The 25692-nt window shown below is 58.0% G+C and carries 24 protein-coding genes, 1 tRNA gene and 1 pseudogene; 7 read left to right on the forward strand and 19 right to left on the reverse strand.

Features of this window, described 5'->3' with window-relative positions; genetic code table 11:
- Positions 1-2 precede the first annotated feature (2 nt).
- From ACR3E0_RS21650 to ACR3E0_RS21680, 7 genes are all read right to left on the reverse strand, one after another.
- Complete coding sequence (locus ACR3E0_RS21650) at positions 3-1343, reverse strand: S41 family peptidase (RefSeq protein WP_480481626.1); 1341 nt, start codon at positions 1341-1343, stop codon at positions 3-5.
- 6 nt (positions 1344-1349) lie between these two features.
- Positions 1350-2480, reverse strand: coding sequence for a murein hydrolase activator EnvC family protein (locus ACR3E0_RS21655; protein WP_480481628.1), 1131 nt, complete (start codon positions 2478-2480; stop codon positions 1350-1352).
- A complete protein-coding gene (gpmI, locus tag ACR3E0_RS21660) occupies positions 2477-3994 on the reverse strand; it encodes a 2,3-bisphosphoglycerate-independent phosphoglycerate mutase (protein WP_480481630.1) in 1518 nt (505 codons plus the stop codon). The genes ACR3E0_RS21655 and gpmI overlap by 4 nt, the downstream gene beginning before the upstream one ends.
- Positions 3995-4143: 149 nt before the next feature.
- Positions 4144-5814, reverse strand: a complete 1671-nt coding sequence (locus ACR3E0_RS21665) for a sulfatase-like hydrolase/transferase (RefSeq protein ID WP_480481632.1) — start codon at positions 5812-5814, stop codon at positions 4144-4146.
- 70 nt (positions 5815-5884) lie between these two features.
- Positions 5885-6121 carry a (Na+)-NQR maturation NqrM gene (nqrM, locus tag ACR3E0_RS21670; protein ID WP_480481634.1) on the reverse strand — a complete coding sequence of 79 codons (237 nt, stop codon included), beginning with the start codon at positions 6119-6121 and terminating at the stop codon, positions 5885-5887.
- A gap of 15 nt (positions 6122-6136) precedes the next feature.
- Positions 6137-7162 (reverse strand): FAD:protein FMN transferase, encoded by a 1026-nt coding sequence (locus ACR3E0_RS21675; protein ID WP_480481636.1) that lies wholly within the window; start codon positions 7160-7162, stop codon positions 6137-6139.
- A 66-nt stretch (positions 7163-7228) separates the two neighbouring features.
- Positions 7229-7414, reverse strand: coding sequence for a hypothetical protein (locus tag ACR3E0_RS21680; protein ID WP_480481638.1), 186 nt, complete (start codon positions 7412-7414; stop codon positions 7229-7231).
- A gap of 121 nt (positions 7415-7535) precedes the next feature.
- Here ACR3E0_RS21680 and ACR3E0_RS21685 point away from each other — a divergent pair, with 121 nt between their 5' ends.
- Positions 7536-8060 carry a CBS domain-containing protein gene (locus tag ACR3E0_RS21685; RefSeq protein WP_480481640.1) on the forward strand — a complete coding sequence of 175 codons (525 nt, stop codon included), beginning with the start codon at positions 7536-7538 and terminating at the stop codon, positions 8058-8060.
- Positions 8061-8106: 46 nt separating this feature from the next.
- Here the strand turns inward: ACR3E0_RS21685 and ACR3E0_RS21690 are convergent, their stop codons facing one another.
- Entirely contained in the window at positions 8107-8871 is a 765-nt protein-coding gene (locus tag ACR3E0_RS21690) for a metallophosphoesterase family protein (protein ID WP_480481642.1), read from the reverse strand.
- Positions 8872-9051: 180 nt separating this feature from the next.
- Between ACR3E0_RS21690 and ACR3E0_RS21695 the strand changes: the two genes are divergently transcribed.
- Both ACR3E0_RS21695 and tviB read left to right on the forward strand, forming a co-directional pair.
- Complete coding sequence (locus ACR3E0_RS21695; RefSeq protein WP_480481644.1) at positions 9052-10065, forward strand: NAD-dependent epimerase/dehydratase family protein; 1014 nt, start codon at positions 9052-9054, stop codon at positions 10063-10065.
- 14 nt (positions 10066-10079) lie between these two features.
- Positions 10080-11363: a Vi polysaccharide biosynthesis UDP-N-acetylglucosamine C-6 dehydrogenase TviB gene (gene tviB, locus ACR3E0_RS21700; protein ID WP_480481646.1), complete on the forward strand. Its 1284-nt coding sequence runs from the start codon at positions 10080-10082 to the stop codon at positions 11361-11363.
- A gap of 59 nt (positions 11364-11422) precedes the next feature.
- Here tviB and nqrF read toward each other — a convergent pair whose 3' ends face one another.
- The 6 genes from nqrF to ACR3E0_RS21730 are packed head-to-tail and all read right to left on the reverse strand — an operon-like array spanning position 11423 to position 17280.
- On the reverse strand, positions 11423-12643 hold the full coding sequence (gene nqrF, locus ACR3E0_RS21705; RefSeq protein WP_480481648.1) for an NADH:ubiquinone reductase (Na(+)-transporting) subunit F: 1221 nt from the start codon (positions 12641-12643) through the stop codon (positions 11423-11425).
- Positions 12644-12653: 10 nt separating this feature from the next.
- Entirely contained in the window at positions 12654-13262 is a 609-nt protein-coding gene (gene nqrE / locus ACR3E0_RS21710) for an NADH:ubiquinone reductase (Na(+)-transporting) subunit E (protein ID WP_480481650.1), read from the reverse strand.
- On the reverse strand, positions 13262-13915 hold the full coding sequence (locus ACR3E0_RS21715; protein WP_170435367.1) for an NADH:ubiquinone reductase (Na(+)-transporting) subunit D: 654 nt from the start codon (positions 13913-13915) through the stop codon (positions 13262-13264). The genes nqrE and ACR3E0_RS21715 overlap by 1 nt, the downstream gene beginning before the upstream one ends.
- A complete protein-coding gene (locus ACR3E0_RS21720) occupies positions 13915-14730 on the reverse strand; it encodes a Na(+)-translocating NADH-quinone reductase subunit C (protein WP_480481652.1) in 816 nt (271 codons plus the stop codon). Before ACR3E0_RS21720 ends, ACR3E0_RS21715 begins: the two co-directional genes overlap by 1 nt.
- On the reverse strand, positions 14723-15931 hold the full coding sequence (locus tag ACR3E0_RS21725) for an NADH:ubiquinone reductase (Na(+)-transporting) subunit B (protein WP_480481654.1): 1209 nt from the start codon (positions 15929-15931) through the stop codon (positions 14723-14725). The genes ACR3E0_RS21720 and ACR3E0_RS21725 overlap by 8 nt, the downstream gene beginning before the upstream one ends.
- A 5-nt stretch (positions 15932-15936) precedes the next feature.
- Positions 15937-17280: a Na(+)-translocating NADH-quinone reductase subunit A gene (locus ACR3E0_RS21730; protein ID WP_480481656.1), complete on the reverse strand. Its 1344-nt coding sequence runs from the start codon at positions 17278-17280 to the stop codon at positions 15937-15939.
- A 293-nt stretch (positions 17281-17573) separates the two neighbouring features.
- Between ACR3E0_RS21730 and ACR3E0_RS21735 the strand changes: the two genes are divergently transcribed.
- The 3 genes from ACR3E0_RS21735 to ACR3E0_RS21745 all read left to right on the forward strand — a co-directional run bounded on the left by ACR3E0_RS21735 (position 17574) and on the right by ACR3E0_RS21745 (position 19823).
- A complete protein-coding gene (locus ACR3E0_RS21735) occupies positions 17574-18689 on the forward strand; it encodes a THUMP domain-containing class I SAM-dependent RNA methyltransferase (protein ID WP_480481658.1) in 1116 nt (371 codons plus the stop codon).
- Between the two features lie 104 nt (positions 18690-18793).
- Positions 18794-18870: transfer RNA gene (locus ACR3E0_RS21740), tRNA-Pro, on the forward strand.
- A 458-nt stretch (positions 18871-19328) separates the two neighbouring features.
- Entirely contained in the window at positions 19329-19823 is a 495-nt protein-coding gene (locus ACR3E0_RS21745; protein WP_480481660.1) for a hypothetical protein, read from the forward strand.
- A gap of 33 nt (positions 19824-19856) precedes the next feature.
- On the opposite strand, the pseudogene ACR3E0_RS21750 reads toward ACR3E0_RS21745, so the two are convergent.
- The 4 genes and pseudogenes from ACR3E0_RS21750 to ACR3E0_RS21765 all read right to left on the reverse strand — a co-directional run.
- Positions 19857-19958, reverse strand: a pseudogene (locus ACR3E0_RS21750) (IS5/IS1182 family transposase); the annotation flags it as partial.
- A gap of 94 nt (positions 19959-20052) precedes the next feature.
- Positions 20053-21510, reverse strand: a complete 1458-nt coding sequence (phnY, locus tag ACR3E0_RS21755; RefSeq protein WP_480481662.1) for a phosphonoacetaldehyde dehydrogenase — start codon at positions 21508-21510, stop codon at positions 20053-20055.
- Positions 21507-22769 carry a phosphonoacetate hydrolase gene (phnA, locus tag ACR3E0_RS21760; RefSeq protein WP_480481664.1) on the reverse strand — a complete coding sequence of 421 codons (1263 nt, stop codon included), beginning with the start codon at positions 22767-22769 and terminating at the stop codon, positions 21507-21509. Before phnA ends, phnY begins: the two co-directional genes overlap by 4 nt.
- An 18-nt stretch (positions 22770-22787) precedes the next feature.
- The gene (locus ACR3E0_RS21765) at positions 22788-23975 is read right to left on the reverse strand and encodes a 2-aminoethylphosphonate--pyruvate transaminase (RefSeq protein ID WP_480481666.1); all 1188 of its coding nucleotides are present in this window, start codon (positions 23973-23975) and stop codon (positions 22788-22790) included.
- A gap of 122 nt (positions 23976-24097) precedes the next feature.
- Between ACR3E0_RS21765 and ACR3E0_RS21770 the strand changes: the two genes are divergently transcribed.
- Complete coding sequence (locus ACR3E0_RS21770) at positions 24098-25039, forward strand: LysR substrate-binding domain-containing protein (protein WP_480481668.1); 942 nt, start codon at positions 24098-24100, stop codon at positions 25037-25039.
- Between the two features lie 4 nt (positions 25040-25043).
- Here ACR3E0_RS21770 and ACR3E0_RS21775 read toward each other — a convergent pair whose 3' ends face one another.
- Complete coding sequence (locus ACR3E0_RS21775) at positions 25044-25541, reverse strand: MarR family winged helix-turn-helix transcriptional regulator (RefSeq protein ID WP_480481670.1); 498 nt, start codon at positions 25539-25541, stop codon at positions 25044-25046.
- Positions 25542-25692: the final 151 nt, after the last annotated feature.

A 25692-nucleotide genomic window follows, 5' to 3' on the forward strand; every position in this document is an offset into this window, starting at 1 on the left:
CTTTATTGAGATGGCCCGTCGGGGTTGAAGGCGGACAGTCCCTTGAGGATATCGATGGCATAGGCCAACTGGTAATCCTCTTCCCTCAACTCGGCAGTTTCCTCTGCCCGGGCACGGTCTTCTTCGATCTGGCGGATTTCATCCTCGCTCAGGCTATCGTTGTCCAGGCTACCGCGCAGTTCCGCCTCGGATCGGGAGAATGGATTATCTTCTTCTTCCTCCGTCTCGGGCGCCGGGCGTGGCTGTTCGACAATGATATCCGGGCTGACCCCAAGCGCCTGGATCGAACGACCCGACGGCGTGTAATACCGCGATGTTGTCAGGCGCATCGCGCCGTCCCCGCGCAGGGGCATAACCGTCTGGACCGAGCCTTTGCCAAAGCTCTTGGTGCCGACAACGATTGCACGGCGATGGTCTTGTAGCGCGCCAGCCACAATCTCGGAGGCAGAGGCCGACCCACCATTGATCAGAACAACAATCGGCTTGCCTTCGGCCAGATCGCCGGGTGTCGCATTGAACCGTTCTCCTTCTTCCGGGTCGCGGCCACGGGTCGACACAATTTCCCCTTCGTTGAGGAACGCGTCGGATACCTTGATCGCCTGCGTCAGCAACCCACCGGGGTTATTGCGCAGGTCGAGTACAAAGCCATTGACCTTTTCCATGCCACCCACTTCGAAGATCTGTTCCTCAAGGCCTTCCTGCAGGTTCGGGAACGTCTGGTCGTTGAACGTGGTCACACGCAGCACCACGCTGGTGCCTTCGGTGCGGGCACGCACGGCTGTCAGCTTGATCGTATCGCGGATAATGGTAACGTCGAACGGTTCGGGTTCTCCTTCACGCACCACGGTGATGACGATCTCGGACCCGACCGGGCCGCGCATCAGATCAACCGCCTTGTCCAACGTCAGGCCAAGGATGCTCTCACCATCCACATGCGTGATAAAATCGCCCGCTTCGATTCCGGCCGCCGCAGCTGGGGTTTCGTCGATGGGCGAGACCACTTTGACAAAACCCTCTTCCTGCGTGACTTCGATACCCAGGCCACCAAACTCACCCCGCGTCTGCACCCGCATCTGCTCGGCATCATCCGGAGACAGGTAACTGGAATGCGGATCCAGCGATGTCAGCATGCCGTCAATGGCGGCTTCGATCAGCTCTTCCGGCTCAACTTCCTCGACATATTGCGCCCGGATCCGCTCAAAGATGTCACCGAACAGATCGAGTTGCTGATAGACGCTGGCCTTGTTTTCAGCCTCCTGCGCCAACAGGGGCCCTGCAATCTGGGTGGTTGCAATCACGCCTGCCACGGTACCGGCCAGACCGGCCATCACAAATTTCTTCATACTCGTTTATCCATCCTTGTCGGTCCGAAACCATGATTCCGGGTCCACGGGGCTGTTGTCTTGTCTGACCTCTATATAGAGCGTTTCTGAACGGTCAGTTCCAGTGCCATCACTGCTTGTTGACAATATTGCGCCTATTTCGGGCGTTTCACCGGGCATCAGACCCACTGGTGTGCCCTCGGGAATCACTTGACCCGGCTCACCATAAACCTCTTGCAGACCGGAAAACACGAATAAAAGACCCGGTTCGGGTTCTAGGATCACCAGGTTCCCAAGAGACAACAGCGGCCCGCGATAGCGGATCGTGGCCGCAGTCGGCGACGTGACCAGCGCGCGCGGGCGGGTCCCAAGCACCAGCCCCGGCCGGGTCACACCGGCCGCATCTGTTTCACCGGCGCCATGCAGCAAGATCCCGCGCACCGGCAACGGAATCTGTCCCTTTTGATCCGATACACTGGCATCCGTTTCGGCAATCTCACCTTCGGATATCTCTGCCAGACCGCTGGCAAACCCGTCCAGAGTTTCCGTGGACGATATCAGGATGGCGGTGCGGACCGGGTCTTCGACAAACCGGCGCGGCAGATCGGTACGGTTCGCGATGGCCTCGCTGAGCCGCGTGCGGGCGCTCTGCACGCCGGTCAGACCTTCCGTCAGGGTTTCCGCCGCATCCTGTTGCAACAGGCGCAGGGTCTGAACCTCGTGCAGATCCTCTGCAAGTGCCTGGGCATTTGCATTCAAACCCGGTGTGACCTCGGACAGAATCATTCCGGTGCGCGCGGCCCCCAACGGGCCGGACGGGTGCAACATCAAAACCGGCGGCGCGGTGGTCTCGATCGTCTGCAGAACGCCCAGCAACTGGGCCACCTCTTTTTCGCGGGCACGCAGCTCTGCGGATAGCTGCGCCTCACGCGTGGCGGCACGGCGCAGCCCATCCCGCATGGCCGAAAGGCCGGCCTCATAGGCCTGTATCGTCTGGGTCAGTGCACGGACCCGATCACGGGCCCCATCCGCTTCACTCAAGGAGATCGAGGCCTCTTCCAACATCGCTGCCGCTTCGAGCGCGGCCTGTGAGGGATCGGTTTGCGCCTGCGCAGCCGCAGCGCAAAACAGAGAGACTGTGAAGGCGAGCACCCTCATGACAGCAGGCTTTCCCCGGTCATTTCGGGTGGTTTCGGCAGGTCCATCAGGTCCAGCAGGGTCGGCGCCAGATCCGACAAGCGCCCGTTGCGCAAATGAGCACCCTCCGGTCCGCCGACCAAAGCCACCGGCACGGGATTGAGCGTGTGTGCGGTATGAGGCCCCCCGGTTTCGGGATCGACCATCATCTCGCAATTGCCATGATCCGCAGTGACGATCATCGCGCCGCCAACTCTGGCCAACGCGGCAACCACCTGAGCCAGCCCCGAATCCACCGCCTCACAAGCCTTGATCGCCGCCTGCAGATCCCCGGTGTGCCCGACCATATCCGGGTTGGCATAGTTGGTGACGATCAGGTCATACCCTTCCTCGATGGCTTCAACGAATTTCGCCGTGACCTCCGGCGCAGACATCTCGGGCTGCAGATCATAGGTCGCCACCTTGGGCGATTTCGGCATATACCGGTCTTCGCCTTGTTCCGGGGTTTCCTTGCCACCGTTGAGGAAAAAGGTCACGTGTGGATATTTCTCGGTCTCCGCCAGACGAAACTGCCGCAATCCCTGTTTGGCCACCCATTCGCCCAGCGTGTTCACAATGGCACGCTTGGGAAAAATCGTCGTCATATACGCGTTGTGACCGTCGGAGTATTCCACCATGCCCAGAAGGGCGGAGAGCTTTGGTCGCGCACCGGTGTCGAAATCCGAAAAACCGGGCTCGCCAATCGCGCGCAGGATTTCCCGGGCCCTGTCGGCCCGGAAATTCAGGCAAAAGAACCCATCCCCGTCTTTGACGCCTTCATAGCCATCTAAGACGGTGGGGGTGATGAACTCGTCCGTCTCGGACTGGTTATAGGCATGATCCACCGCATCATGTGCACTGCTGGCGGTACGGCCCGCCGCTTGGATCATCGCCGTGTATGCCTCGCTGACGCGTTCCCATCGGTTATCCCGATCCATCGCAAAGTATCGCCCGCTGACCGTGACGATGTGCGCACCAAGCGGCAGCCGATCCTCAAGCTCTGCAAGAAAGGTAAACGCCGATTTCGGGGCCACGTCGCGCCCATCTGTGATGGCGTGCAGAGCCACCGGCACACCTGCATCGGTGATTGCCTTTGCCGCCGCGACAATATGGTTCAAATGTCCGTGCACCCCACCATCCGAGACCAACCCCATGAGGTGCGCGGTGCCATCTGCGGATTTGACCGTGGTGATGAAATCCTGCAAAGCGCCGGTGTGAAAAAAAGACCCGTCTTCGATGGCAAGATCGATCTGGCCCAGATCCATGGCAACAACCCGGCCAGCCCCGATATTGGTGTGACCGACCTCGGAATTGCCCATCTGACCGCTGGGCAGGCCAACGTCCGGGCCGTGGGTGGTCAGGATCGCATGCGGTCCATTCTGCATGATGGCATCAAAGGTCGGCGTGTTCGCCAGATACGGCGCATTGGCCTGTGTGTCGTCAGACAGACCCCAGCCATCGAGAATGCACAGGACAACGGGTTTCGGGGCGGCCATTGAGGGTCTCCGGTTACTGCTCTTACGTCATCTTCTATCGTTTGGCTGCCGAAGGGTGAACCGTCTTTACTGATCTGTACGCAGAATTAATCAACACTGCACAAAACACCGGTTGAGCCAGCCCCCAAGGTTGGTGGATCATCGGGCGGCTAGTCCTTGCGAACCGACTTGTAAGGCCGCGCTGTCCGGTTGCGATACTTGACCGTCAGGTCCAGCGGCGCATCGTTTTCATCATAGATACCGACAAGGACCCCCTTGCCGCGGCTTTTGGTTCGCATGTCGATCAGTTGCTGCTCCGACCGCGTCGTCCGCTGGGACGAGCGCCGGGCCCAGGCGAACAGATGATCATACATCTCTGCAATTGCGTCAGCATGATCCGCACTGTCACCAAGGTCTGTCAGCTCATTAGGGTCATTTTCGAGATCGAACAGGATGGGACGATAGCCGCCCTCACAATGGATCAGCTTCCATTTCCTGTTCGCCACCATGAACATCACGGCATCCCGAACGGAAACGCTCAGCCGCTCGGCGATCGGTGACGCGGAATAGTCATATTCGCAAATCACCGCATCCCGAGACGTCTCCCGCGTTTGCCCATGTAAGATAGGCAGCAGAGAATGCCCTTCGAGGATATGCCCTGCGACCTCACCGCCCGCGACTTCAACAAAAGTTGGTACCAGATCGATGGATTCAACGAGTGCGTCGCTGACCGTGCCACGTGTCGCATCCGCCTCGGGTGATGGATCAAAAATGATAAGCGGCATCTTGGTCGACGCATCGTGAAAGAAGGTCTTCTCTCCCATCCAGTGATCGCCCAGGAAATCGCCATGATCAGACGTCAGAACGATCATTGTGTCATCCATGCGACCGGTGTGTTCCATCCAGTCAAACAGTCGGCCCATCTGATCGTCTGCCTGCTTGATCAGACCCATATAAGCAGGGATCACCGCCTCGCGCACATCCTGGCGCGAGAATGTCTGCCCGATTTTCGTATCCATAAAGGCTTTGAGCACCGGATGGGCATTCTGTCGCTCTGACTCTGAGCGGATGACCGGCAAGACGTGCTCGGGCCCAAACATCGAGGCATAGGGCTCGGGCACGATGTAGGGCCAGTGCGGTTTGATGAAACTCAGATGACAGCACCACGGGCCGTCATGGGTCTGCATGAACTCGATCCCGCGCCCGGTCAGATAGGGCGTTTCGCTGTCTTCTTCAGCGATATTCGCCGCCTCGGATGAGTTTTTCAGAAACCAGCCGGACAAGACAGTGCCGTCTTCGGCCAGGCCGGAATTGGCGAAGTCATGCCAGGGATTGTCGCTGTCATAACCTTTGGATTTCAGGAACTTGTTGTACTCTTTCGCGCCGTCGGGATCGTAGTAGCCATCCGGTCCCTCGGGCAGCATGCCATCGTCCCGCTCAAACACGTCAAACCCGCATTCCGCGACGCGGGCACCGATCAGGCTGTCGGGTTCCAGACCCAGACGCGCCATGCCCTCGGCATCCGCGCGCATATGGGTTTTGCCGACCAGCCAGCATGCCATTCCGGCCTTGCGCAGGTGATCGCCCAAGGTCATCTCGCCCACTTTCAGCGGGATGCCGTTCCACGAGGCCCCGTGAGAGTGCACATAGCGCCCGGTATAGGTCGACATCCGCGAACTGCCACAGATCGGAGACTGGATATACGCGCGATCGAACCGCACGCCACGGGCTGCCAGACGGTCAATATTGGGTGTGTGCAGATGGGGATGACCGTAACAGCTCAGGTAGTCCCACCGCAGCTGGTCAAACATAATAAACAGGATGTTTTTGGCTTTGGCCATTTCTGAGCCCCTGGAAACCTCAGAGACCTACCTAACCATTTCCGGACCCGGCGCGAAGCCAAAACTTCGGCTAGGCCTGCCGCTCCATCTGTTCCAGCATCTTTCTGGCGCGCTTACACTGCAACTGGTCCCGCAGCGGACTGTCCGGATCGACATCCTTTTGGCAAACGACGCATTTGTCGGCACCGGAAATCGCGTTCAGGCCACCACAGCTGCCTTTGATGGTCTTGCCCATCAGCAGAACACCCAAAGACATGCCAACCATGATGATCAGCAGCAGTACAAAGGCCAGAACAAAAGTGCTCATCGTGGGTCCTACCTGTCAGTCAGTGCCAAGCGCGTCTTTGAACGCCGTGCTATGAACCGTAATATAAGCATTCTCACCGCCTGTCACATCCCGCGAGATGAAATAGACGGCGATTTTATGTTTTTCTGCCAGTTCCAGCCCCTTCTCCTGCCCCATTGCCAGCATAGCCGTGGCCCAGGCATCCGCCATCATGGCGTTTTCGGCCAGGACCGTGACCGATGTGGTTCTGTGCGTGATCGGCCGACCGGTTGTCGGATCGATGATATGCGAGTAGCGCACGCCATCCTGCTCAAAGAAATTCTTGTAATCCCCAGAGCCGGCCATGCCCTGATTGTCCAGCGACACGATCAGTTGCGGGTTCTGTGGGCCGGCCTCAGGTCTTTCGATCCCGATCCGCCAGGCTTCGCCCTGATCGTTCTGACCTTTCGCCACAAGATCACCGCCGATCTCGACCAGATAATCCTCGACGCCTGCATCTTGCAGCGTTTTGGCGACTGCATCGATCCCGTACCCTTTGGCGATGGCAGACAGGTTGATCCCCACACCCGCATCAGATTTCGCCAAAGTTCCCGCCTCGGCGTCCAGCGTCAGCAGCCGGTCTTGACCCACACCCTCAAGGGCCGCGCGAATATCAGCGTCTGACGGAACCGGGTCTTCCGATGTCCGCGGCCCAAAGCCCCACAATTCAATGAGCGGCCCAAGCGTGACATCGAAAACTCCGCCGGTTTTGTCGTGCACCTCATTTGCGGCGGCCATGACCACGGCAAATTCCTCGGATATCGGCATGGGGTCCGTGCTGGCGGAGGCCGAGAAGGTCGAAACCTCCGAGTTCGGGTCCCAGTTGGACATTTTGGCGTTTACGCTGGCCAGTGTCTCTTCGACGGCAGCAGCAAGGGCAGCTTCGTCCAGATCTTCACCGATGGCCGTGACATTGAACGTTGTTCCCATCGTTTCACCGGACAGGCGGACCACGTCGGGTTCCGTATCGAACAGGCACCCGGATACGAGTGCTGCAAGGGCCAGTGCGGGCATCAGGCGCATGGGGCGGTCTCCTGGAAAATCCGTGCCCGGCGTATGCCAGCGCCCCCTGTCGGAGTCAAACCGGGATCAGAGTTTCAGCGGCAGGAACCCGAGCACAAGCAGGCCAAGCCCAGCCGGGACCCCGAACAGCCACGCACGTTTTTTCCATCCTGGCGGCTGCTGCTTCCACGCCATGCGAAAATTGTGGCCGCAGACAACAACAAAAAAGAACAGCAACGCGGCCAGCGGCGGGGTCAGATACAACTCATTCAAACGCTTGGGTTTCCTTGTTTTGTCCGGGATTTTGCCGATTGGGGCAATTGAACTCTATACAGTCCGGTTGGCTGCGGTAAGGTGAAAGGGACGGTATTCCAATCACAGGAGGAGATTGCCAATGGCCCCAAGCTCTTATCAGCCCCCGACACGTGGCGACAAGGCAGGCAAAAGCACCTACAGCCAATCGGTCGACTCGAACCTGTCGCACACACAGACCAGCGTCGCCAAGCTGCTTGAGGGTAAAGGGGATGCGGTCTTTTCGGTGCGTCCCAACGACACGATCCATTCCGTGGTGAATACTCTCAAGGAAAAACGGATCGGTGCAGTGGTTGTGACGGATCAGAACGGCACCCTGCAAGGTATTCTGTCCGAGCGCGACATCGTGCGGCGCATGGCGGACACGCCGGGCCAAACCCTGCCGCAATCGGTCGAGGACCTGATGACCAGGGATGTGCAGTCCTGCAAGCCCGATGACCTGCTGAACGACGTTCTGAAAACCATGACCGACGGCCGTTTTCGTCATATGCCGGTTCTCGACAACGACAAACTGTGCGGTGTCATCACCATCGGTGACGTCGTGCATTTCCGTCTCAAGGAACTGGAATACGAAGCGCTGCGCATGAAACAGATGATCGTGGGCTGACACTCAAAACCAGACCTGCTGGGGACCCTCCAGCAAACCACCGTGTTTAGCCTGTTTCAATGAACCGAACACCGCCTTTGAATATCTCTGCGGCGGTCAGCCTGTTGGTCGCAAAAGCGCCCGTGTCGATCGAAACGATCCCGTGCCGTGCCCGCGCATGATCAACAATCGTATGCCCATGCACGACCCATTGGCCATCCTGACGCGGAAGGTGCGGGAATTGCGGATGCCCCCACAGGCAGATTTGCCGCGGCTGGCTTTCGATGGTTTGCCTGGGGTCAAGTGCCGCGTGCACCACGGTCACATTGCCGCTGGTCCAGGTTAGCGGGCGGGTGTCCAGCCATGACAGCAGCGCGTCGCCCATCGCCTGCCGCAAACGTGCCGCCACTGCCACGGCCCCATCGCCGAAAACGGCCTCGCTGATGTCGGTGATCCCGAAGGAGGCCAGGGTTTGCAATCCGCCATTGTTCAGCCAAAGCCCCCCGACCCGCCTAGGATCCTCGACAAAACGCAGCAGCATTTCTTCATGGTTGCCCAGCAGGCAGACAACTCGCCCGTCCGATGTTTCGCTTAGGTGATGCAACTGACGCAGGACCTGCGCGCTGTAGTCCCCTCGGTCCACGTAATCCCCAACAAAGATCAGGGGGCAATCGTCGTCCAGCTTGGGCAACAAGCTTTGCAACAGGTCAAGACGCCCGTGAATATCGCCAATCACGACAAACCGTTGGTCAGGCGCGATTTCGGACAGGGGAAACCCTGCGTCCTGCGCCGCATTGCGGCCGATCAGCCCTTTTATCCAGTCTTTAACCATGCTGGCTCATCCCTACTCTGACCAGGCTTTGGCGACAATCGACAAATGGAACCCCAAACGCGATCCGGACCAGCGCCGCGACACCCTGATTTGACACCATTAAACGGAAAATCTCCTTGACCTCGCGCCGGGGAACGTATCCCTGATGGGCAAGTGTTTTGATTTGTGTTTGAGGGTTTCATGAAACGCGTTCTGGTTACGGGCACCGCAGGATTTATCGGGTTCCATCTGGCAAAGCTGCTGCTGTCAGAAGGATTCCGCGTGCACGGCTATGACGGGATGACGGACTATTATGACGTTACCCTGAAACAGCGGCGGCACCAGATGCTGCTGCAAACACCCGGATTCTCCGCGACCGAAGACCTGCTGGAAAATCACGAGCGTCTGATGCAGGTGGCCGATGAGTTCGAGCCCGAATTGATCGTGCATCTCGCGGCGCAGGCCGGTGTCAGGTACAGCCTTGAACATCCCCGCAGCTATATCGACTCCAACGTTGTCGGCACGTTCAACGTCATGGAGGTCGCGCGGCAGCACAAGGTCGAGCATCTGCTGATGGCATCGACCTCGTCCGTTTACGGCGCAAACGAAGACATGCCGTTCACCGAGGTCGAAAAAGCAGACACTCAGCTGACGATCTATTCGGCCACCAAGAAGGCAAACGAGTCGATGGGCCATTCCTATGCGCACCTGTGGGACTTGCCGACCACCATGTTCCGGTTCTTCACCGTCTACGGCACCTGGGGACGGCCGGATCTGGCGCTCTACAAATTCGTCGATGCGATTCTGGATGGGCGTCCGATCGACATTTACAACCACGGCGACATGTACCGCGACTTTACCAACGTGGACGATCTGGTGCGCGGCATCAGATTGTTGATCGATGTGCCGCCAATCCGCCCCGCCAGCGCGGACGATATTGAAGAGGGCGACAGCCTGTCTCCGGTTGCCCCATATCGGGTCGTCAATATCGGCAACGGCGACAAGGTACGGCTGATGGATTTTGTCGAAGCCATTGAAGAAGCTGTGGGCAAAGAAGCCATTCGCAACTACATGCCGATGCAGATGGGTGACGTTCCCGCCACATGGGCGAACACTGACCTTCTGCAAAGATTGACGGGCTATCGCCCGCAAACCGATTTCAAGGACGGGATCGCCCGCTTCGTGGAATGGTTTCGCGACTATCACGGCAAGTAAACAACGAGACCCACATGCTGGAAACCAACCCCAATGCCCGAAAGATCGCCGTTCTCGGACTTGGATATGTCGGCCTGCCGCTGGCAGCGGCTTTTGGCAAGACCGGCCCGGTTGTGGGGTTCGACATCAATCCGTCACGCATCGATGCATTGCGCGCGGGTCAGGACACCACGCAAGAGGTCGAGCCTGATGATCTAAAGGCTGCAACGGGTCTGAGCTTTACAACCGATCCGGCTGATCTGGCCGCGTGCGATACATACATCATCACGGTTCCAACACCCATTACATCTGGCAAACAACCCGATCTCTCCCCCCTTCTGGCTGCAACCGAGACCGTGGGGAGAGTCATGAAGCCCGGTGATCTGGTGATCTACGAATCCACCGTGTATCCCGGCGCAACCGAAGAGGATTGCGTGCCGGTTCTGGAACGCATCTCAGGCCTGAAATTCAACACGGATTTCTTTGCAGGCTACAGCCCCGAGCGGATCAATCCGGGTGACAAAGCTCATAGGATAACCGATATCTGCAAAGTGACTTCGGGCTCAACCGCTGAGGTTACCGATCTTGTGGATGCGCTCTATGCCCGGATCATCACGGCGGGCACGTTCAAGGCCGAAAGCATCCGCGTGGCCGAAGCCGCCAAGGTCATCGAAAACACCCAACGGGACCTGAACATTGCGCTGGTCAATGAGCTTGCCATGATCTTTGGTCGCATGAACATCGACACCGACGCTGTCTTGCGGGCAGCGGCAACCAAATGGAACTTCCTGCCGTTCCGCCCCGGGCTGGTCGGCGGTCACTGTATCGGCGTTGATCCCTATTACCTGACTCACAAGGCCGAAGCGGTCGGTCATCACCCACAGATCATTCTGGCCGGGCGGCGGCTGAATGACGGGATGGGCGGGTATGTTGTCTCGCAACTGATCAAACGCATGGTGCAATCCGGGATCGATGTGGGCGCGGCCCGGGTTCTGATCCTGGGCCTGACATTCAAAGAAAACTGCCCCGATCTGCGCAACACCCGCGTCGTGGACATTGTCGAAGAATTGCAGAGTTATGGCGTGGACGTGGATGTACACGACCCGCATGCCGATCCCGAGGCCGCCAAGGCCGAATATGGGCTATCGATGACCCGGCAACCCGACCAGGCCGCGTATGACGGCATCGTGCTGGCGGTCGCGCATCGAGAGTATCGAGAGATGGACCCGGACCACTTCCGGTCTTACGGCAAGGAAAAGAGCGTGCTGTTCGACGTCAAATCCTGCCTGCCGCCCGAGGCCAGCGATCTGAGGCTCTAGACCCAACAGGCAGATCGGCAAAAGAAAACCGGCGCTCCAAGCGCCGGTTCTTTGGTCTCTTATCCGCCGAAATCGTCGAGCATGATGTCTTCGCGATCCACCCCCAGATCCAGCAGCATGTTGATGACTGACTGGTTCATGATCGGCGGGCCGCACAAGTAGTATTCGCAGTCTTCCGGTGCCGGATGCTTTTTTAAGTACTCTTCGAACAGAACGTTGTGGATAAAGCCGGTGTAGCCGTCCCAGTCGTCCCCGGGTTGCGGGTCCGACAGCGCCACATGCCATTCGAAATTGTCATTCTCGGCGGCCAGCGTGTCGAAATCTTCGACAAAGAACATCTCGCGCCTGGACCGCGCACCATACCAGAAACTGATCTTGCGGTCGGAATGCAGGCGTTTGAGCTGGTCAAAGATATGACTGCGCATTGGGGCCATGCCCGCACCGCCGCCGATAAAGACCATTTCCTTTTTCGTGTCCCGGGCGAAGAACTCCCCAAACGGGCCGGAAATCGTGACTTTATCACCGGGTTTGAGGTTAAAGATATAGGACGACATCTTACCGGCAGGGATGCCCTCGGAACCCGGAGGCGGCGACGCGACGCGCACGTTGAGCATGATCATACCCCTTTCCTCGGGGTAGTTCGCCATGGAGTAGGCCCGTTCGATCGGTTCGCTGACAACAGACTTGTACTGCCACAGATTGAACTTGTCCCAATCCTCGCGATACTCCTCTTCGACGTCGAAATCGGTATAGGCCAACTGGTGAGCCGGTGCTTCGATCTGGATGTATCCGCCGGCGCGGAAATTCACATCTTCACCTTCCGGCAGGTCCAGCGTCAGTGCCTTGATAAAGGTTGCCACGTTGTCATTCGATCGAACGGTGCATTCCCATTTCTTGACGCCAAAGACCTCTTCGGGAACCTCGATATCCATATCCTGCTTGACCGCGACCTGACAGGACAGCCGGTCGCCGCAGGCGGCCTCGCGCTTGGTGATATGGCCTTCTTCGGTCGGCAGAATGGATCCGCCGCCGGAATGGATGCGCACGCGACACTGGGCACAGGTTCCGCCGCCGCCGCAGGCCGAGGGGACAAACAGTTTCTCGGCGGCAAGCGTCTGCAACAGCTTGCCTCCGGCGGGAACCGAGATTGTCTTTTCACCATTGATGGTGATGTTGACGTTTCCTGTGGACACCAGACGCGAGCGGGCGGCCATGATGACGGCAACCAGCCCCAACACGATCAGGGTAAATAGGGCGACACCCAGGCTGAAAGTTTCCATCGACGCCCCCTTACAGTTTCACGCCCGAGAAGGACATGAAGGCCATCGCCATCAGCCCAGCGGTGATGAAGGTGATCCCCAGACCCTGCAGTCCGTCCGGAATGTCCGAATACTTCAGCTTTTCGCGGACACCGGCCATTGCGGTGATCGCCAGCGCCCAGCCAAAGCCCGACGACAGGCCATATGTCGTGGCCTCGGCAAAATTGTAGTCCCGTTCCACCATGAACAGCGACCCCCCCAGAATGGCGCAGTTCACCGTGATCAGCGGCAGGAAAATCCCCAGCGCGTTGTAGAGCGGCGGAAAGTACTTATCGAGGATCATCTCGAGGATCTGAACCATCGCCGCGATGACACCGATATAGGAAATCAGGCCAAGGAAGGTCAGATCGACATCCGGAAATCCTGCCCACGACAGTGCACCCGGTTTGAGCAGGTAATTCAGAAGCAGGTTGTTGGTCGGTACGGTGATGGCCTGCACCAGCATCACCGAGATACCAAGCCCAATCGCGGTCGATATCTTCTTGGACACGGCGATGAAGGTGCACATGCCGAGAAAGAAGCTGAGCGCGAGGTTTTCAACAAAGATGGCCTTTACGGCCAGTGAAAGCAGACCTTCCATCAGTGTGCCTCAACCTGCTGGATTTTATATTCACGCTCTTCGACCTGGTTCGGTTTCCATGTACGGAAGGCCCAGATGATCAGACCGATGATGAAGAACGCCGACGGCGGCAGCAGGAGCATGCCATTGGGCACATACCAGCCACCATTGTTGACGGTCTCCAGTATAGTGACGCCAAACAGCGACCCTGCCCCGAACAATTCGCGGAAGAACCCGACCAGCAACAGGATCAGGCCATAGCCCATGCCGTTGCCCGCCCCGTCGATAAAGGACGCCACAGGCGGGTTCTTCATCGCAAACGCCTCGGCCCGGCCCATGACGATACAGTTGGTGATGATCAGCCCCACAAACACCGACAGGGTTTTTGAAATCTCAAACGCGTAAGCCTTGAGGATCTGGTCCACCAGGATCACCAGCGAGGCGATGATGACCATCTGCACGATGATCCGGATCGAGCCGGGAATCTGGTTTCGCAGGCACGAGATGAAGAAAGATGAGAACGACGTTACGAAAATCACCGCCAGCGCCATGACGGCCGACACCTGCAGTGACGAGGTCACCGCAAGGGCGGAACAAATGCCCAGCACCTGCAGCGTGATCGGATTGTTGTCGACAAGCGGGTCGATCAACATCTCTTTCTTAGTCTGCGACATCAGATCTCTCCTGCTTGCATCTTGGCCAGAAAGGGCCCGTAGCCCGCATCGCCCATCCAGAACCTCACGAGATTGTCGACACCGACCGAGGTCAGCGTGGCCCCGGCCAACGCGTCGACGTAGAAATCGGGTCCGGCGGCAGGTTGTGATTTCGCGACGGTGATCTGAATTTCACCTGCATCGTCGCGCAGCCTCTTTCCGCTCCACAACGCGCGCCAGCGCGGGTTGTCGATCTCGGCCCCGAGGCCGGGGGTTTCACCATGCTGATAGAACTGCAGGCCGTAGATGTCGTTGCCGTTGTTTTCCAGCGCGAGGAACCCATACATCGTCGACCACAGACCATAGCCATGCAGCGGCAGAATGGCCTTGTCCAAGGCACCATCATCATCGCGCAGCAGATAGATGACGCGATATTGTGCCTGACGACCGATCCCTGCCGGGTCGTCATCCAGCGCGACACTCAGCTCGGGATCGGACGCGGCGGCCTTGTCGTCGAATGTGGTGGGGTCAAACCGGTCATCGACAAAATTGCCCGTCGACAGTTCCAGCACATGCGGCTCGAACGCTGCGAAGGCTTCGGTCACGTCAATGCCGGGCTCGTAAATCCCCGCAACCTGCAGGACGTTGATCTGTTTGTCCTTTAGTTGGTTCGCTTCTTGCACCGGACGTAGACTGACGGCCGCAGAGGACACCACCATCGAAGCCACGAGGCACACGGCCACGGCGACAAAGATCGTCTTGCCGACCGAATCCGGCGAGGCGGCCAGAAACCTGGCGATCGCGCCTTTTGGTTCAGGCGACTGCGTATCAGACATGGCGACGCGCCCTCCGTTTGATGTTTGCCTGTACGACGAAATGGTCGATCAGCGGTGCAAAAACATTGCCGAACAAAATGGCCAGCATCATGCCTTCGGGGAAGGCCGGGTTGATCACCCGGATCATCACAACCATGACACCGATCAGTGCACCATATATGTAGCGTCCCAGGTTCGTGTGACTAGCCGAAACCGGTTCGGTTACCATGAAAGCGAGCCCAAATGCGTAGCCGCCCAGCACGATGTGCCAGTACCACGGCATTGCAAACATCGGATTGGTGTCTGATCCGATCAGATTCAGCAGCAGAGTAAAGCCGATCGTGCCGGCCAGACAGCCGACAATCAGACGATAATTGGCGATCCGCGTCATGATCAAAAACGCCAGCCCGATCAGGCAGGCCAATGTCGAAGTCTCACCAAAACTGCCTTGAATCGTGCCAAAGAAGGCATTCCACCATGTAATGCCGTCGGCGGCCAGCGCCTGATAACCCTCCGAGGCTGATACCGAAAGGGTGGTCGCGCCCGAGAACCCGTCAACCGGGGTCCAAACCGTGTCGCCCGACATATTGGCGGGATAAGCAAAGTACAGGAACGCGCGCCCCACCAAAGCCGGGTTGAGGAAGTTCTTACCCGTCCCGCCAAAGACTTCCTTGCCAATGACGACACCAAAGATGATCCCAAGCGCCACCTGCCACAGCGGCGCCGTGGCCGGCATGATCAGCGTGTAAAGCATGGACGTGACGAGGAAACCCTCGTTCACCTCATGCCCACGCACGGTGGCAAAGATCACTTCGAAAGTACCGCCCGCAACAAGTGTCACGATGTAGATCGGCAGGAAATACATCATTCCGTGCATGACATTGGCGAATATGCTGTTGGGATCCAACGAGATGCCAACCGCCTGCAGGATTGCAATCCGCCAGCCGGTTGCCGAGTCCGGCCCCAAGGCTGCGATGGCCGAGTTCGCTTGATAGCCGGTATTCCACATTCCCCACAGGATGCAGGGGATCGTGGCGATCACGACATAGGTCATGATCCGCTTCATATCCACGTAGGACCGTGCATGCGGTGCTGCTGTGGTCACGGTCTTTGGCGTGTAGATGAAACTTTCAACCATCTCGTAGATGGGAAAAAATTTTTCGTATCTGCCGCCCTTGGTAAAGTTCGGCTCGATCCGGTCAAAGAAGCTGCGCAAACCCATTCGGCTCAGCCCTCCTTTTCAATTTTGGTCAGGCAGTCGCGCAGCGCCAGCCCGTATTCGTATTTTGCAGGGCAGGCAAAGCCCACCAGGCCCAGATCCTCTTCGTCGAGTTCCAGTGCCCCAAGCGCCTGCGCCGTATCCGTATCCATTACCAGTAGCGCGCGCAGCAACTGGGTCGGCAGGTAGTCCTGCGGCATCAACCGTTCAAAGGTGCCGGTCGGCACCATCGCGCGACGTCCCCCGTTCAGGTTACTGGTCAGCTTGAACAGCTTGTGTGAAAAGGCCGAGCCCAGCACCGGCTGCACCGCGTATTTCGAAGGCATCGGGCGAATCCAGCCCATCGGGATCTGATCGTGGTCTTCGCGGATGATCGTGATCTGGCGGGCAAACCGGCCCAGATACGCGGTTGGTCCTTCGGCCTGATGCCCGGACAGGACCGATCCCGAGATAATGCGTGCTTGCCCGTCGATTTGCACCTCGTCCCGGGTCAGGTCGTCGGTCGACGCGCCCATAACGGTCCGGATCAGGCGGGGCTGCCGCGCACCCGGTCCAGTCAGCGCGATGACGATGTTGGGATCCAGATGGCCAGTCTGCACGAGGCGACCAATGGCGATAACGTCCGGATACCCAATGGTCCAGACCTGCTTGTTACCCGCCAACGGCTCAAGGAAATGGATATGGGTTCCGGCCAACCCCGCGGGATGGGGGCCGTCAAAGGTTGCAACTTCAACGCCCGGCACATCTGCGCCCGGAACCGAGTCACCCTCCTTATGGCACAGGTAGGTCTTGCCTTCGGTCAGCTTTGCAATTGCGCTCAGCCCAGCGGCAAAAGCCTCTCCGGCGTCAGCGATAACAACCGCAGCGTCGGCCGCCAGCGGCTCGCTGTCCATTGCCGTCACGAAAATTGCAGCCGGTTTGGTACCCGGCACCGGCAGCTTGGAATAGGGGCGTGTGCGGAACGCGGTCCACAGACCAGACGCGCACAGTTTTTCGGTCAAACCCTCGGCGTCGTCCGCATTGCCAACGCCCGAGAAATCGACACCCGTGTCATTGGCGTCCGAAACCGCAACAACGACGCTTTGCAACACACGGCGCGCGCCCCGGTTTATGGCGACGACCTTGCCGCTCAACGGTGCCACCATCATCGCTTCGGGCGCATCCTTGTGACAGAAAAGCGGTGTGCCACGCCGCACCTCATCGCCCTCCTGAACCAGCATACGGGGCTTAAGTCCAAGGTAGTCCGCCCCCAACACGGCAACGCTGGAATATTCAGGTCCCGGCTGGATGGTCTGTTCGGGGGCACCCTGAATCGGCAGCTCCAACCCTTTTTTCAGTTTGAAACTTTGCATCTCGCTCCGGTCTTCCCAGCCTCTTTCCTGCGCCCGCTGTTATCCGCCATTCGGTCCTGGCCGTGCAACAGCGCGGATTGTCCATCCGCCAGGGCCGTCTGAGCGCCGGTAACCTGCCGGTATCCGCATGCGTATTTCCGATCACGGACCCTTTACGCGGGGATGCCGCGAAACGCAAACCTCTTACCTGCGAAAACCGTACTACTAAGTGACTTTCTCATGAAGGCGCAGCGCTGTCCTGCCAACAGAAAAAACCGTGTTGCGCGCATTTGCATCCGGTGTAAGCAACGGACATGAACAATTCAGACGATCTTGAGATATTTTTGGTCGCAACACCCGGTCTCGAGGCCCCGTTATGCGCCGAGGCCGTTCAATGCGGATTCGCCGGCGCTCGTGTGATCGCCGGTGGTGTCACCTGCCGGGGCGGCTGGTCCGAGGTCTGGCGCGCCAATCTGTCGCTGCGCGGGGCGAACAAGGTGTTGGCCCGGATTGGCAGTTTTCCTGCCGTACATCTGGCCCAGCTGGACAAGCGGGCCCGCAAGTTTCCCTGGTCAGACATTCTGCGCCCGGATGTACCGGTCAAAGTCGAGGCCACCAGCCGCAAATCCCGTATTTACCATGCTGGTGCTGCCCGGCAACGGATCGAACGTGCGATTTCGGAAACGTTGGGAGCTCCCATCTCGTCAGATGCCAGCCTGCGCGTTCTGCTGCGCATCGAAAAGGACATCTGCACATTTTCTGTCGACACCTCCGGCGACCCCCTGCACAAGCGCGGCCACAAACCGGCAGTGGCCAAAGCCCCGATGCGCGAAACGATGGCCGCGATGTTTTTGCGGGAATGCGGGTTTGACGGAACCGAGCCTGTGATGGACCCGATGTGCGGGTCAGGCACGTTTGTCATCGAAGCAGCCGAAATTGCCCTTGGCCTGTTGCCCGGCAGATCACGGCGTTTTGCCTTTGAGGATCTGGCCGGATTCGAGGGGCGGGTCTGGGAAAAAATGCGCCAACGTGACGCGGTACATACTACAAGTTTGCAATTCGTCGGGTCGGACCGCAACTCCGGCGCTGTCGAGGCAGCGCGTGCCAATGCCGCTGAGGCTGGCGTTGCGCCGGAAACACGTTTTTCCCAACAGGCCGTCAGTGAACTAAAGCCCGTGCCGGGACCTGCCGGGCTGGTGATCGTCAACCCACCCTATGGCGCGCGGATCGGCGATGAAAAGCGACTCAGATCGCTTTATGGCAGTCTGGGCAAGGTCCTGATGTCGCGGTTCTCCGGATGGCGGGTCGGGCTCGTGACCAGCTCAGCCCCTCTCGCCCGCACAACGCGGCTGCCATTCCTGCCGGCCGGGCCGGTGGTCGATCACGGCGGCACCAAAATCCGGTTATACAGAACCGAAGCCCTGCCGTGATCAGGAGCCGGTCTGGGCAACAGCTGTGCCGCGATCCGTTCGGTCGAGGCCGCGGAATTTCCCTTGCACATCTCAAACCCCGGGTATAGATCACCCGCCACGGTCGGAGTGTAGCTCAGCCTGGTAGAGCACTGTCTTCGGGAGGCAGGGGTCGGAGGTTCGAATCCTCTCACTCCGACCAACATTTTCAATAACTGTAGAGTCGCAGGCAATTTGTTCTAGGGACCATCACTTTTTCCTCTATCTGCACGAACTTTATCCAACGCATTGAAAACGAAAGAACACTTCGCGGGTCTTAGTTCAATGACTTTTAGCTGCTTATCTGACATGTGACACGAAGCTGCTGTTCGCCGCGAGAGGTCAACATTTCCCCTTCAAACCTCTGCGAAGCGCTAAAGATTGGCAATTTGGGTATCCCCCGCTGCGGTCGCCAAATTCGTACTGTCAGTGCGAAGTTACCTGACGGGAGGGCGGAAAGCCGACTTTCGCTGCATTGGCCACCGGCGGCAACATCACTCAGAAAGCAGTATGCACGGTGGGCATGCCCCTCCTTGCCGTGAAAATGAACAGCTAGATTGACCCCACGAGTGCTAACGCTGATAACTGCTGATCAAAAAACGAAAAGTTGAAGCATAAAGCATGACCCTAGACGTCCGTGGCAGCCTCAAGAATACTCGCAAGAGCGAGAATGCCTTCGTCGTTGTCGATGAGCTGATGGCAAACTCGATTGATGCATTTTTGATCAGACAAGCCGTCACCGAAAGCGATCTGAACCTAGAAATCAAGTTTTCAATCAAGGCTCGAAAATCCGACTTGCTTGGACATGAATACGACTTGGAAATTGAATGCGTTGACAATGGGTGCGGGCTTGGGCCGGATCAGTTAAAGGCGTTTCTGACTAAAGACACATCATACAAAGATGACCTGAGAATTCCGGGTATTGGCAATCGCAAGGGTGCCGGCCGTATTCAGTTTTTTCACCATTTCTCTAAGCTTTCATTATCGTCTTTGCACACAGAGAATGGTAATAAGTTCGGCGTGTACTTACCTTGTAACCGCTCACGGCGGATGGACGAAACTTCCATCAAAGTGAAAGGTGTTTGGGTCTATCGGACGTGTTTCCAATACTGTTAAGCTTCACCACACACTCGATAACAGTTGCGACGGCAAGACCTGTTTGTCGTCCGCACGAGGCCAGCCATGGGGCTTGGGGAATAAGTGTTCAAAACGTGCCATCCGCGCATCGCTCAACCAGAAAAGATCAGACATGGTTACCGCTTGTTTTGCCCGTCGTGACTCATGCGGCAAAGCTGAAATCAATGGGTCCTGAGCTTGATGCTCCCTTACAACTGCGAACTTTCGCTCAGCCCGGCCAAGGTAGTGAGTATGTTTTGACGTTTGTGAAGAATTTCATGGCTTCGATGACGCCTTCCTTAACCCCGTTGCCGCTGTCCTTGATGCCGCCGAAAGGGGACATTTCAATGCGGTAGCCGGGTTGCTCCCAGATGTTGCAGGTGCCGACGTTCAACCCGTTGATATAGGCAATGGCGCGGTTGAGGTCGTTGGTGCAGACGCCGGAGGACAGGCCGAACTCGGTGGCGTTCGAGATCGCCATAACCGCAGCGTCGTCATCCGGAACACGCACGATGGGCACAATGGGGCCAAAGGTCTCTTCCATCACCAACTCGCTGTCATGGGGCACCTTGTCGACCACAATCGGAGGCAACAATGCCCCCTGACGATCTGGATGGTAGAGGATCTCTGCGCCCTCTTTCTCGGCCTGGTACACGCGGTTTTCGAACAGTTCGGCGGCCTTGTCGTTGATCACGCAGCCCAGTTCGGTCTCGGGGTCCTGCGGGTCGCCGAACCTGATCTTTTTCGCCTTTTCCAGAACCAGCGGCACGAACCTGTCCGCCACACTCTCCTGCACCAGAATACGCTTTATCGCGGTGCAGCGCTGGCCCGAATTGCCGGTGGCGCCGGCAACCGCAATCGCTGCCGCCTTGTCCAGGTCGGCATCGGAGAGGTCGTTCAGAACGATCAGCGGATCATTTCCGCCCAGTTCCAGCGCCTGCCGTTTATAGACACCTTTTTCGGCAATCATCTTGCCAACAGGAACACCTCCGGTGAAGGTAATGATGTCGATATGCTCGTTGGTGATCATCTCATCGCCAATGTCCTGCGGCCAACCGGTCACCACCTGGAACATTTCGGGCGGCAGCCCCGCTTCATACAGAATATCCGCCAATGTCAGGGCGGTCAGCGGGGTCAGCTCGGTGGGCTTGCACACCATGCAATTGTTGGTGGCAATCGACGGCGCGATCTTGTGGCTGACCATGTTCAGCGGATGGTTGAACGGGGTGATCGCGCTGATTGCCTTCACCGGCTCGCGCGTGGTGAAGATCTTGCGAGCCTTGCCGTTATGGGTCAGATCGCAGGAGAAAATCTCGCCATCATCCTTCAGGGCCTCAGCAGCCGCAAACTGATAAACGTCCTGCGCACGCCTGGTCTCGTAGAGGGCGTGCTGGTGACAGATGCCCAGTTCCAGTGTCAGCCATTTGGCAAGGTAGTCGCGGCGCTCTCCGATGAGTTCGCCCGCGCGTTGCAGGATCTGGCTGCGCTCATAGCGGGTCAGCTTAGGTGTGTAATTTGCCGCAATTTCAAACGCCTTACGCGCGTGTTCGGCGGTGCCCGCAGGCACGCGGCCAATGATCTCGTTGGTGTAGGGGTAGTGAACCGGAACCGTGTCATCGGTAAACACGACCTCGCCCCCGATCCGCATCCCCTCGTTGCGGATGTCCGTCTTGTCCATCTTGTTCATGCGTCCACCTCTTCCAATGCGGCGGCCTGGGCCGCGTAGTAGAAGGCATCGAAATTGCGCAGAACCGGTGCATCCGGCAAATCGATCACCCGGTTGACGATGAACGGCACCTCCTGCTCGGTCAGACCGCCATGGCTGCGCAGGGGTTCGTCCAGAGCGGCCAGATCGTGCCGGTCTTGGCTGGTCCCGATGGTCGTCCCCGCCGTGCAGACCATGGTCAGATCCCCGATCCGGTCGGCGGGCAGTTCGTATTTGGCGACCGCCTCTTCTTTGGTCAGCACCTCCAGCATCTCCGGCAGGGCGCCGACCCTGGCCACGATCCCGGTGCGGTCCGCACCCTCCGGCAGATAGACGGTTGCAAATGAGCCAAGCGCCCCGTGATGGACCACATATGGATCGGTGATCGGCAGGATCACGCGCGCCTGACCTTCACCCAACCAGTCATCGAACACGTCCTGCATGTAGATCACCGACGGTTCTTTCGTGGTGGTGTCATGCTTGGGTTTCATGCCGTGATCGGCGGTCACCACAATGGCGGCGCCCAACGCGTCCAACTGACCCAGATAACGGTCGAACATGGCATAGAAATCCAGCGCACCCTTTTGCTCCGGTGCAAACTTGTGCTGAATGTAGTCGGTGGTCGACAGATACATCACATCGGGCCTGAACTCTTTCAGCAGCTTGACACCGGCTGCAAAAACAAACTCCGACAGTTCGGCCGAGTAGACCTCGGGCACGTCCATGCCCAGCCATTTGCTCGCATTGTCGATCCCATGCTCGGCCAGTGTCGTTTCACCGGACCGTTCGGACGAGAACGCAACGGCCCGACCTTCGTCAAACTTCAGCCCGGCCCCCAGCAGCGCGCGCAGCTTGTCCTTGGCGGTGACCATGGCGACGCGATAGCCCGCCTCGTAGAACTGCGAAAAGATCGTCGGCGCGCGCAGGAACCGCACATCGTTCATCATCACCTCTTCGCCAGTCTCCGGCTCATAGAGGAAATTGCCGCAGATCCCGTGCACCGAGGGCGGGCGACCGGTTGCAATCGACAGGTTGTTGGGATTGGTGAACGACGGAATCACGGAATGGGCCAGCCGGTCGGTACCGGTCTCCCGGATCCGTTTGAGGTTGGGCATCAACCCTTTCCCGATCGCAACCTCCAGATACTCGGGTTCACACCCATCGAGACAGATGGCAACGGCGCAGGTCTTGGGCACAGCGTAATGGCGGTCGTTCGCAACAATTGGGGTTTGGGTGGTCATCTGTGTCTTCCTTGGTAATCAGGCGGCCAGTTTGGCGCGTTCTTTCAATGCCCGGAGGGGAGGTGCGGCGCTTGTCACGCCCATTTCGTCCAGCGACTCTTTGGCGGCGCTCACGACCCGCCGCATCACATGTTCGTCCATCTGGCCGATACAGCCGATGCGAAAACTGTCCACAACCGTCAGCTTTCCCGGGTAGATGATGAAACCCTTGGCTTTCATAAGGTCATAGAACCGATCAAACACAAAGCGACCATCTGCCGGACAGAAGAACGTGACAATGATCGGGCTCAGCCAGCGATTGTCCAGCAATGTCTCAAAGCCAAGGTCCCGCATGCCTGCGACCATGACATCCCGGTTGCGGGTATAGCGTGCGCCCCGGCCGGCAACGCCCCCTTCTGCGGCGTGCGCCCGGAGCGCCTCGAGGAAAGCAGCAACGACATGTGTCGGAGGTGTGAAACGCCACTGGCCGGTTTTGTTCATATGCGCCCACTGCGCGTGTACATCCAAAGACAGGGAATGGCTGTTGCCTTTTGCGGCCTCCAACTCGTCTTGGCGCGCAACGATGAAACCAAAGCCCGGAACGCCCTCGATGCACTTGTTTGCCGAGGAAACCATCGCCTCATAGCGAATCTCGGCTGGCCTAAGCTCGATCGCGCCGAAACCAGACATCGAGTCGATCAATAGCTTACGCCCGGCCGCATATGTGGCATCCGATATCTCTTCGACGGGGTTCAGTATTCCCGAACTGGTTTCGCAATGAATTGCAACCACATGGGAGATGTCCGTGTCTTCGGCGAGAATCCGGGCCACTTCGTCACCCCTTGGCGGCAGGTAGTCCCCCTTATCCAGAACTACGTGATCCCGTCCCAGATACTCCAGTGTCTTGGCAGATCGTTGCCCATAGGCGCCGTTTGCCAGAACCAGCGCTTTGCCATGACGGGGAATAAACGACGCAAGCATCGCCTCGGCCGAAAATGACCCGCTGCCCTGCATCGGGACACAGTCAAAGTCGTTAGCGCCCTCACCAAGCAGCTGCAACACGCCTGAACGCAGCTCGCGGGTCATGGCGCGAAAGTCATCATCCCAGCTTCCCCAATCCTTCAACATGGCGGCCTTTACCGCGTAGGACGTCGTCAAGGGGCCGGGCGTCAGCAGATAGGGTTCACCCAGATGAGGTGGATCGATTGCAGAATTGGATGACGTCAATGCCAGGCTCCGGAAAAGCGTAATTCGAGAACACAATTGCAGCATCCGTTGCCATATGTGAAGTTGCAATTATCAATCCAACTATAAGCTCAGCCTATGTATAAACGACTAGAGGGTTCGCAATGCGCCACAGCCAGCTAAAGGCCTTCCACTCTGTGGCGAAACATGGGGGATTCTCCCGCGCGGCAGAGGCCCTGTGCCTGACCCAACCCGCCATTTCCGAGCAGGTTCGGAAACTGGAACAGGATCATGATCTATTGCTGTTTCAACGGGAACGAAGACGCGTATGCCTGACCCCTGCAGGCGAGCGGCTTTACAGATTCACCAATCAGTATTTCGAGATCGAAGATCAGATCGAAGACTACCTGTCCGAAACCAAAGCCGCGATCGATGGCGAGCTACGCATTATCGCGGATTCAGCACATCACGTGACGACCTTTCTGGCATCCTTTCAAAAGAAAAACCCCAAGGTCACCATTACTGTACGATCCGGCAACACCGAGGACATCCTGGAAGAACTCAGATCCTACAATGCCGAAATCGGCGTGGTCGGCAGCCTGGCTCCGGGCCGGGACATGGATGTCATACGCCTTGGGTCCACCGAGATCGTGGCCTTTGCAGCCAAGGACGAGCCTTTGACCTCCAAATCCAGCCTGTCCCTGAAACAGCTGGCGGAACTGCCACTTGTTTTTAGAGAAAGCGGATCGAAAACGCGCCAGAAGCTGGAGGATGAGGCCAGAAAACAAGGTGTTACGCTAAAGCCTACCATTGTGGCAGAAGGCCGGGAGGCCGTGCGGGAACTGGTCGCCTCGGGTGCCGGGATTGGCTTTGTCTCTCAGGCAGAATACGTGCGTGATGACCGCCTCCGGCAGATCAGGCTGAAGGACATCAACCTGCAGATGGGTGAAAGCCTGATTTCACTTTCGCAGCGTCGCGACGTAAAAATCATACGCGCCTTCATGGATCTGGTGAAACAGGCGCAGTCAGAAAAGCCCTGGGCCTCGACAACACAAGTGCAACCAGACGATTCCGAAACCGCGCAGAACAGCCGCCACCGTCGTTAACGGATCACGTTTGCTCCGCGGCCAACCTCTGGCCGGACGCCTCAATCTTTTTCAGAATGGCATTCAACTGCTTTCTTTCGGTCTGACTGAGCCTACTCAAAAGCTCTTTCTCCAGCCCGATCAGCTGCGGCGACACATCCTGGTACAATTGGGTGCCAGCTTCGGACGGGAAAAGCAGCTCGCTCCGGCCATCTTCCGGGTTTGGTTTTCGGTCGACCAAGCCTTTGTCGTCCAACCGGCTTATGGCCCGGCTGACTGCCACCTTGTCGATTGTGGCGTTGACGACAATCTCGCGGTTTGTCGCTTCTTTGTCCCGAACGAGTATGGCCAGAACACGCCATTCCGACGCAGACAGACCAAACTCACCCTCGTAAATCTGCAAAAGCAAATCCGAGACGACCGCATATGTCCGCCGCAGTTGGTATGGCATGAAGGAATTCAGGTCGAGACGCAGGTCATCCACCTTGTGTGTGATGTGTTCTTCAGCAACCGAGTTGGTCACGCCCCGCTCCTTTTTTACTGCAAGTCTCGGGTGCTTTTGTCGCGCCGACTTGAGTGTTGACTTTGTTTCATGGGAAACTAAAGTGACTATATCGTTACAGATGAAACCAATTGTGACAAGGGGTTTCTGTCTGCTTAAAATCGGGGAGGAA

The sequence above is a fragment of the Ruegeria sp. AJ12 genome (genome assembly GCF_056536245.1).

Coding starts and splice junctions, on each gene's coding strand:
- ACR3E0_RS21730 (WP_480481656.1), bottom strand. CDS start 17,280: ATGCAAAGTTTCAAACTGAAAAAAGGGTTGGAGCTGCCGATTCAGGGT.
- ACR3E0_RS21695 (WP_480481644.1), top strand. CDS start 9,052: ATGAAACGCGTTCTGGTTACGGGCACCGCAGGATTTATCGGGTTCCAT.
- nqrE (WP_480481650.1), bottom strand. CDS start 13,262: ATGGAAGGTCTGCTTTCACTGGCCGTAAAGGCCATCTTTGTTGAAAAC.
- phnA (WP_480481664.1), bottom strand. CDS start 22,769: ATGACCACCCAAACCCCAATTGTTGCGAACGACCGCCATTACGCTGTG.
- ACR3E0_RS21745 (WP_480481660.1), top strand. CDS start 19,329: ATGACCCTAGACGTCCGTGGCAGCCTCAAGAATACTCGCAAGAGCGAG.
- ACR3E0_RS21735 (WP_480481658.1), top strand. CDS start 17,574: ATGAACAATTCAGACGATCTTGAGATATTTTTGGTCGCAACACCCGGT.
- ACR3E0_RS21685 (WP_480481640.1), top strand. CDS start 7,536: ATGGCCCCAAGCTCTTATCAGCCCCCGACACGTGGCGACAAGGCAGGC.
- ACR3E0_RS21655 (WP_480481628.1), bottom strand. CDS start 2,480: ATGAGGGTGCTCGCCTTCACAGTCTCTCTGTTTTGCGCTGCGGCTGCG.
- gpmI (WP_480481630.1), bottom strand. CDS start 3,994: ATGGCCGCCCCGAAACCCGTTGTCCTGTGCATTCTCGATGGCTGGGGT.
- ACR3E0_RS21675 (WP_480481636.1), bottom strand. CDS start 7,162: ATGCGCCTGATGCCCGCACTGGCCCTTGCAGCACTCGTATCCGGGTGC.
- nqrF (WP_480481648.1), bottom strand. CDS start 12,643: ATGGAAACTTTCAGCCTGGGTGTCGCCCTATTTACCCTGATCGTGTTG.
- phnY (WP_480481662.1), bottom strand. CDS start 21,510: ATGAACAAGATGGACAAGACGGACATCCGCAACGAGGGGATGCGGATC.
- ACR3E0_RS21770 (WP_480481668.1), top strand. CDS start 24,098: ATGCGCCACAGCCAGCTAAAGGCCTTCCACTCTGTGGCGAAACATGGG.
- ACR3E0_RS21720 (WP_480481652.1), bottom strand. CDS start 14,730: ATGTCTGATACGCAGTCGCCTGAACCAAAAGGCGCGATCGCCAGGTTT.
- ACR3E0_RS21690 (WP_480481642.1), bottom strand. CDS start 8,871: ATGGTTAAAGACTGGATAAAAGGGCTGATCGGCCGCAATGCGGCGCAG.
- nqrM (WP_480481634.1), bottom strand. CDS start 6,121: ATGAGCACTTTTGTTCTGGCCTTTGTACTGCTGCTGATCATCATGGTT.
- ACR3E0_RS21725 (WP_480481654.1), bottom strand. CDS start 15,931: ATGGGTTTGCGCAGCTTCTTTGACCGGATCGAGCCGAACTTTACCAAG.
- tviB (WP_480481646.1), top strand. CDS start 10,080: ATGCTGGAAACCAACCCCAATGCCCGAAAGATCGCCGTTCTCGGACTT.
- ACR3E0_RS21665 (WP_480481632.1), bottom strand. CDS start 5,814: ATGGCCAAAGCCAAAAACATCCTGTTTATTATGTTTGACCAGCTGCGG.
- ACR3E0_RS21650 (WP_480481626.1), bottom strand. CDS start 1,343: ATGAAGAAATTTGTGATGGCCGGTCTGGCCGGTACCGTGGCAGGCGTG.
- ACR3E0_RS21715 (WP_170435367.1), bottom strand. CDS start 13,915: ATGTCGCAGACTAAGAAAGAGATGTTGATCGACCCGCTTGTCGACAAC.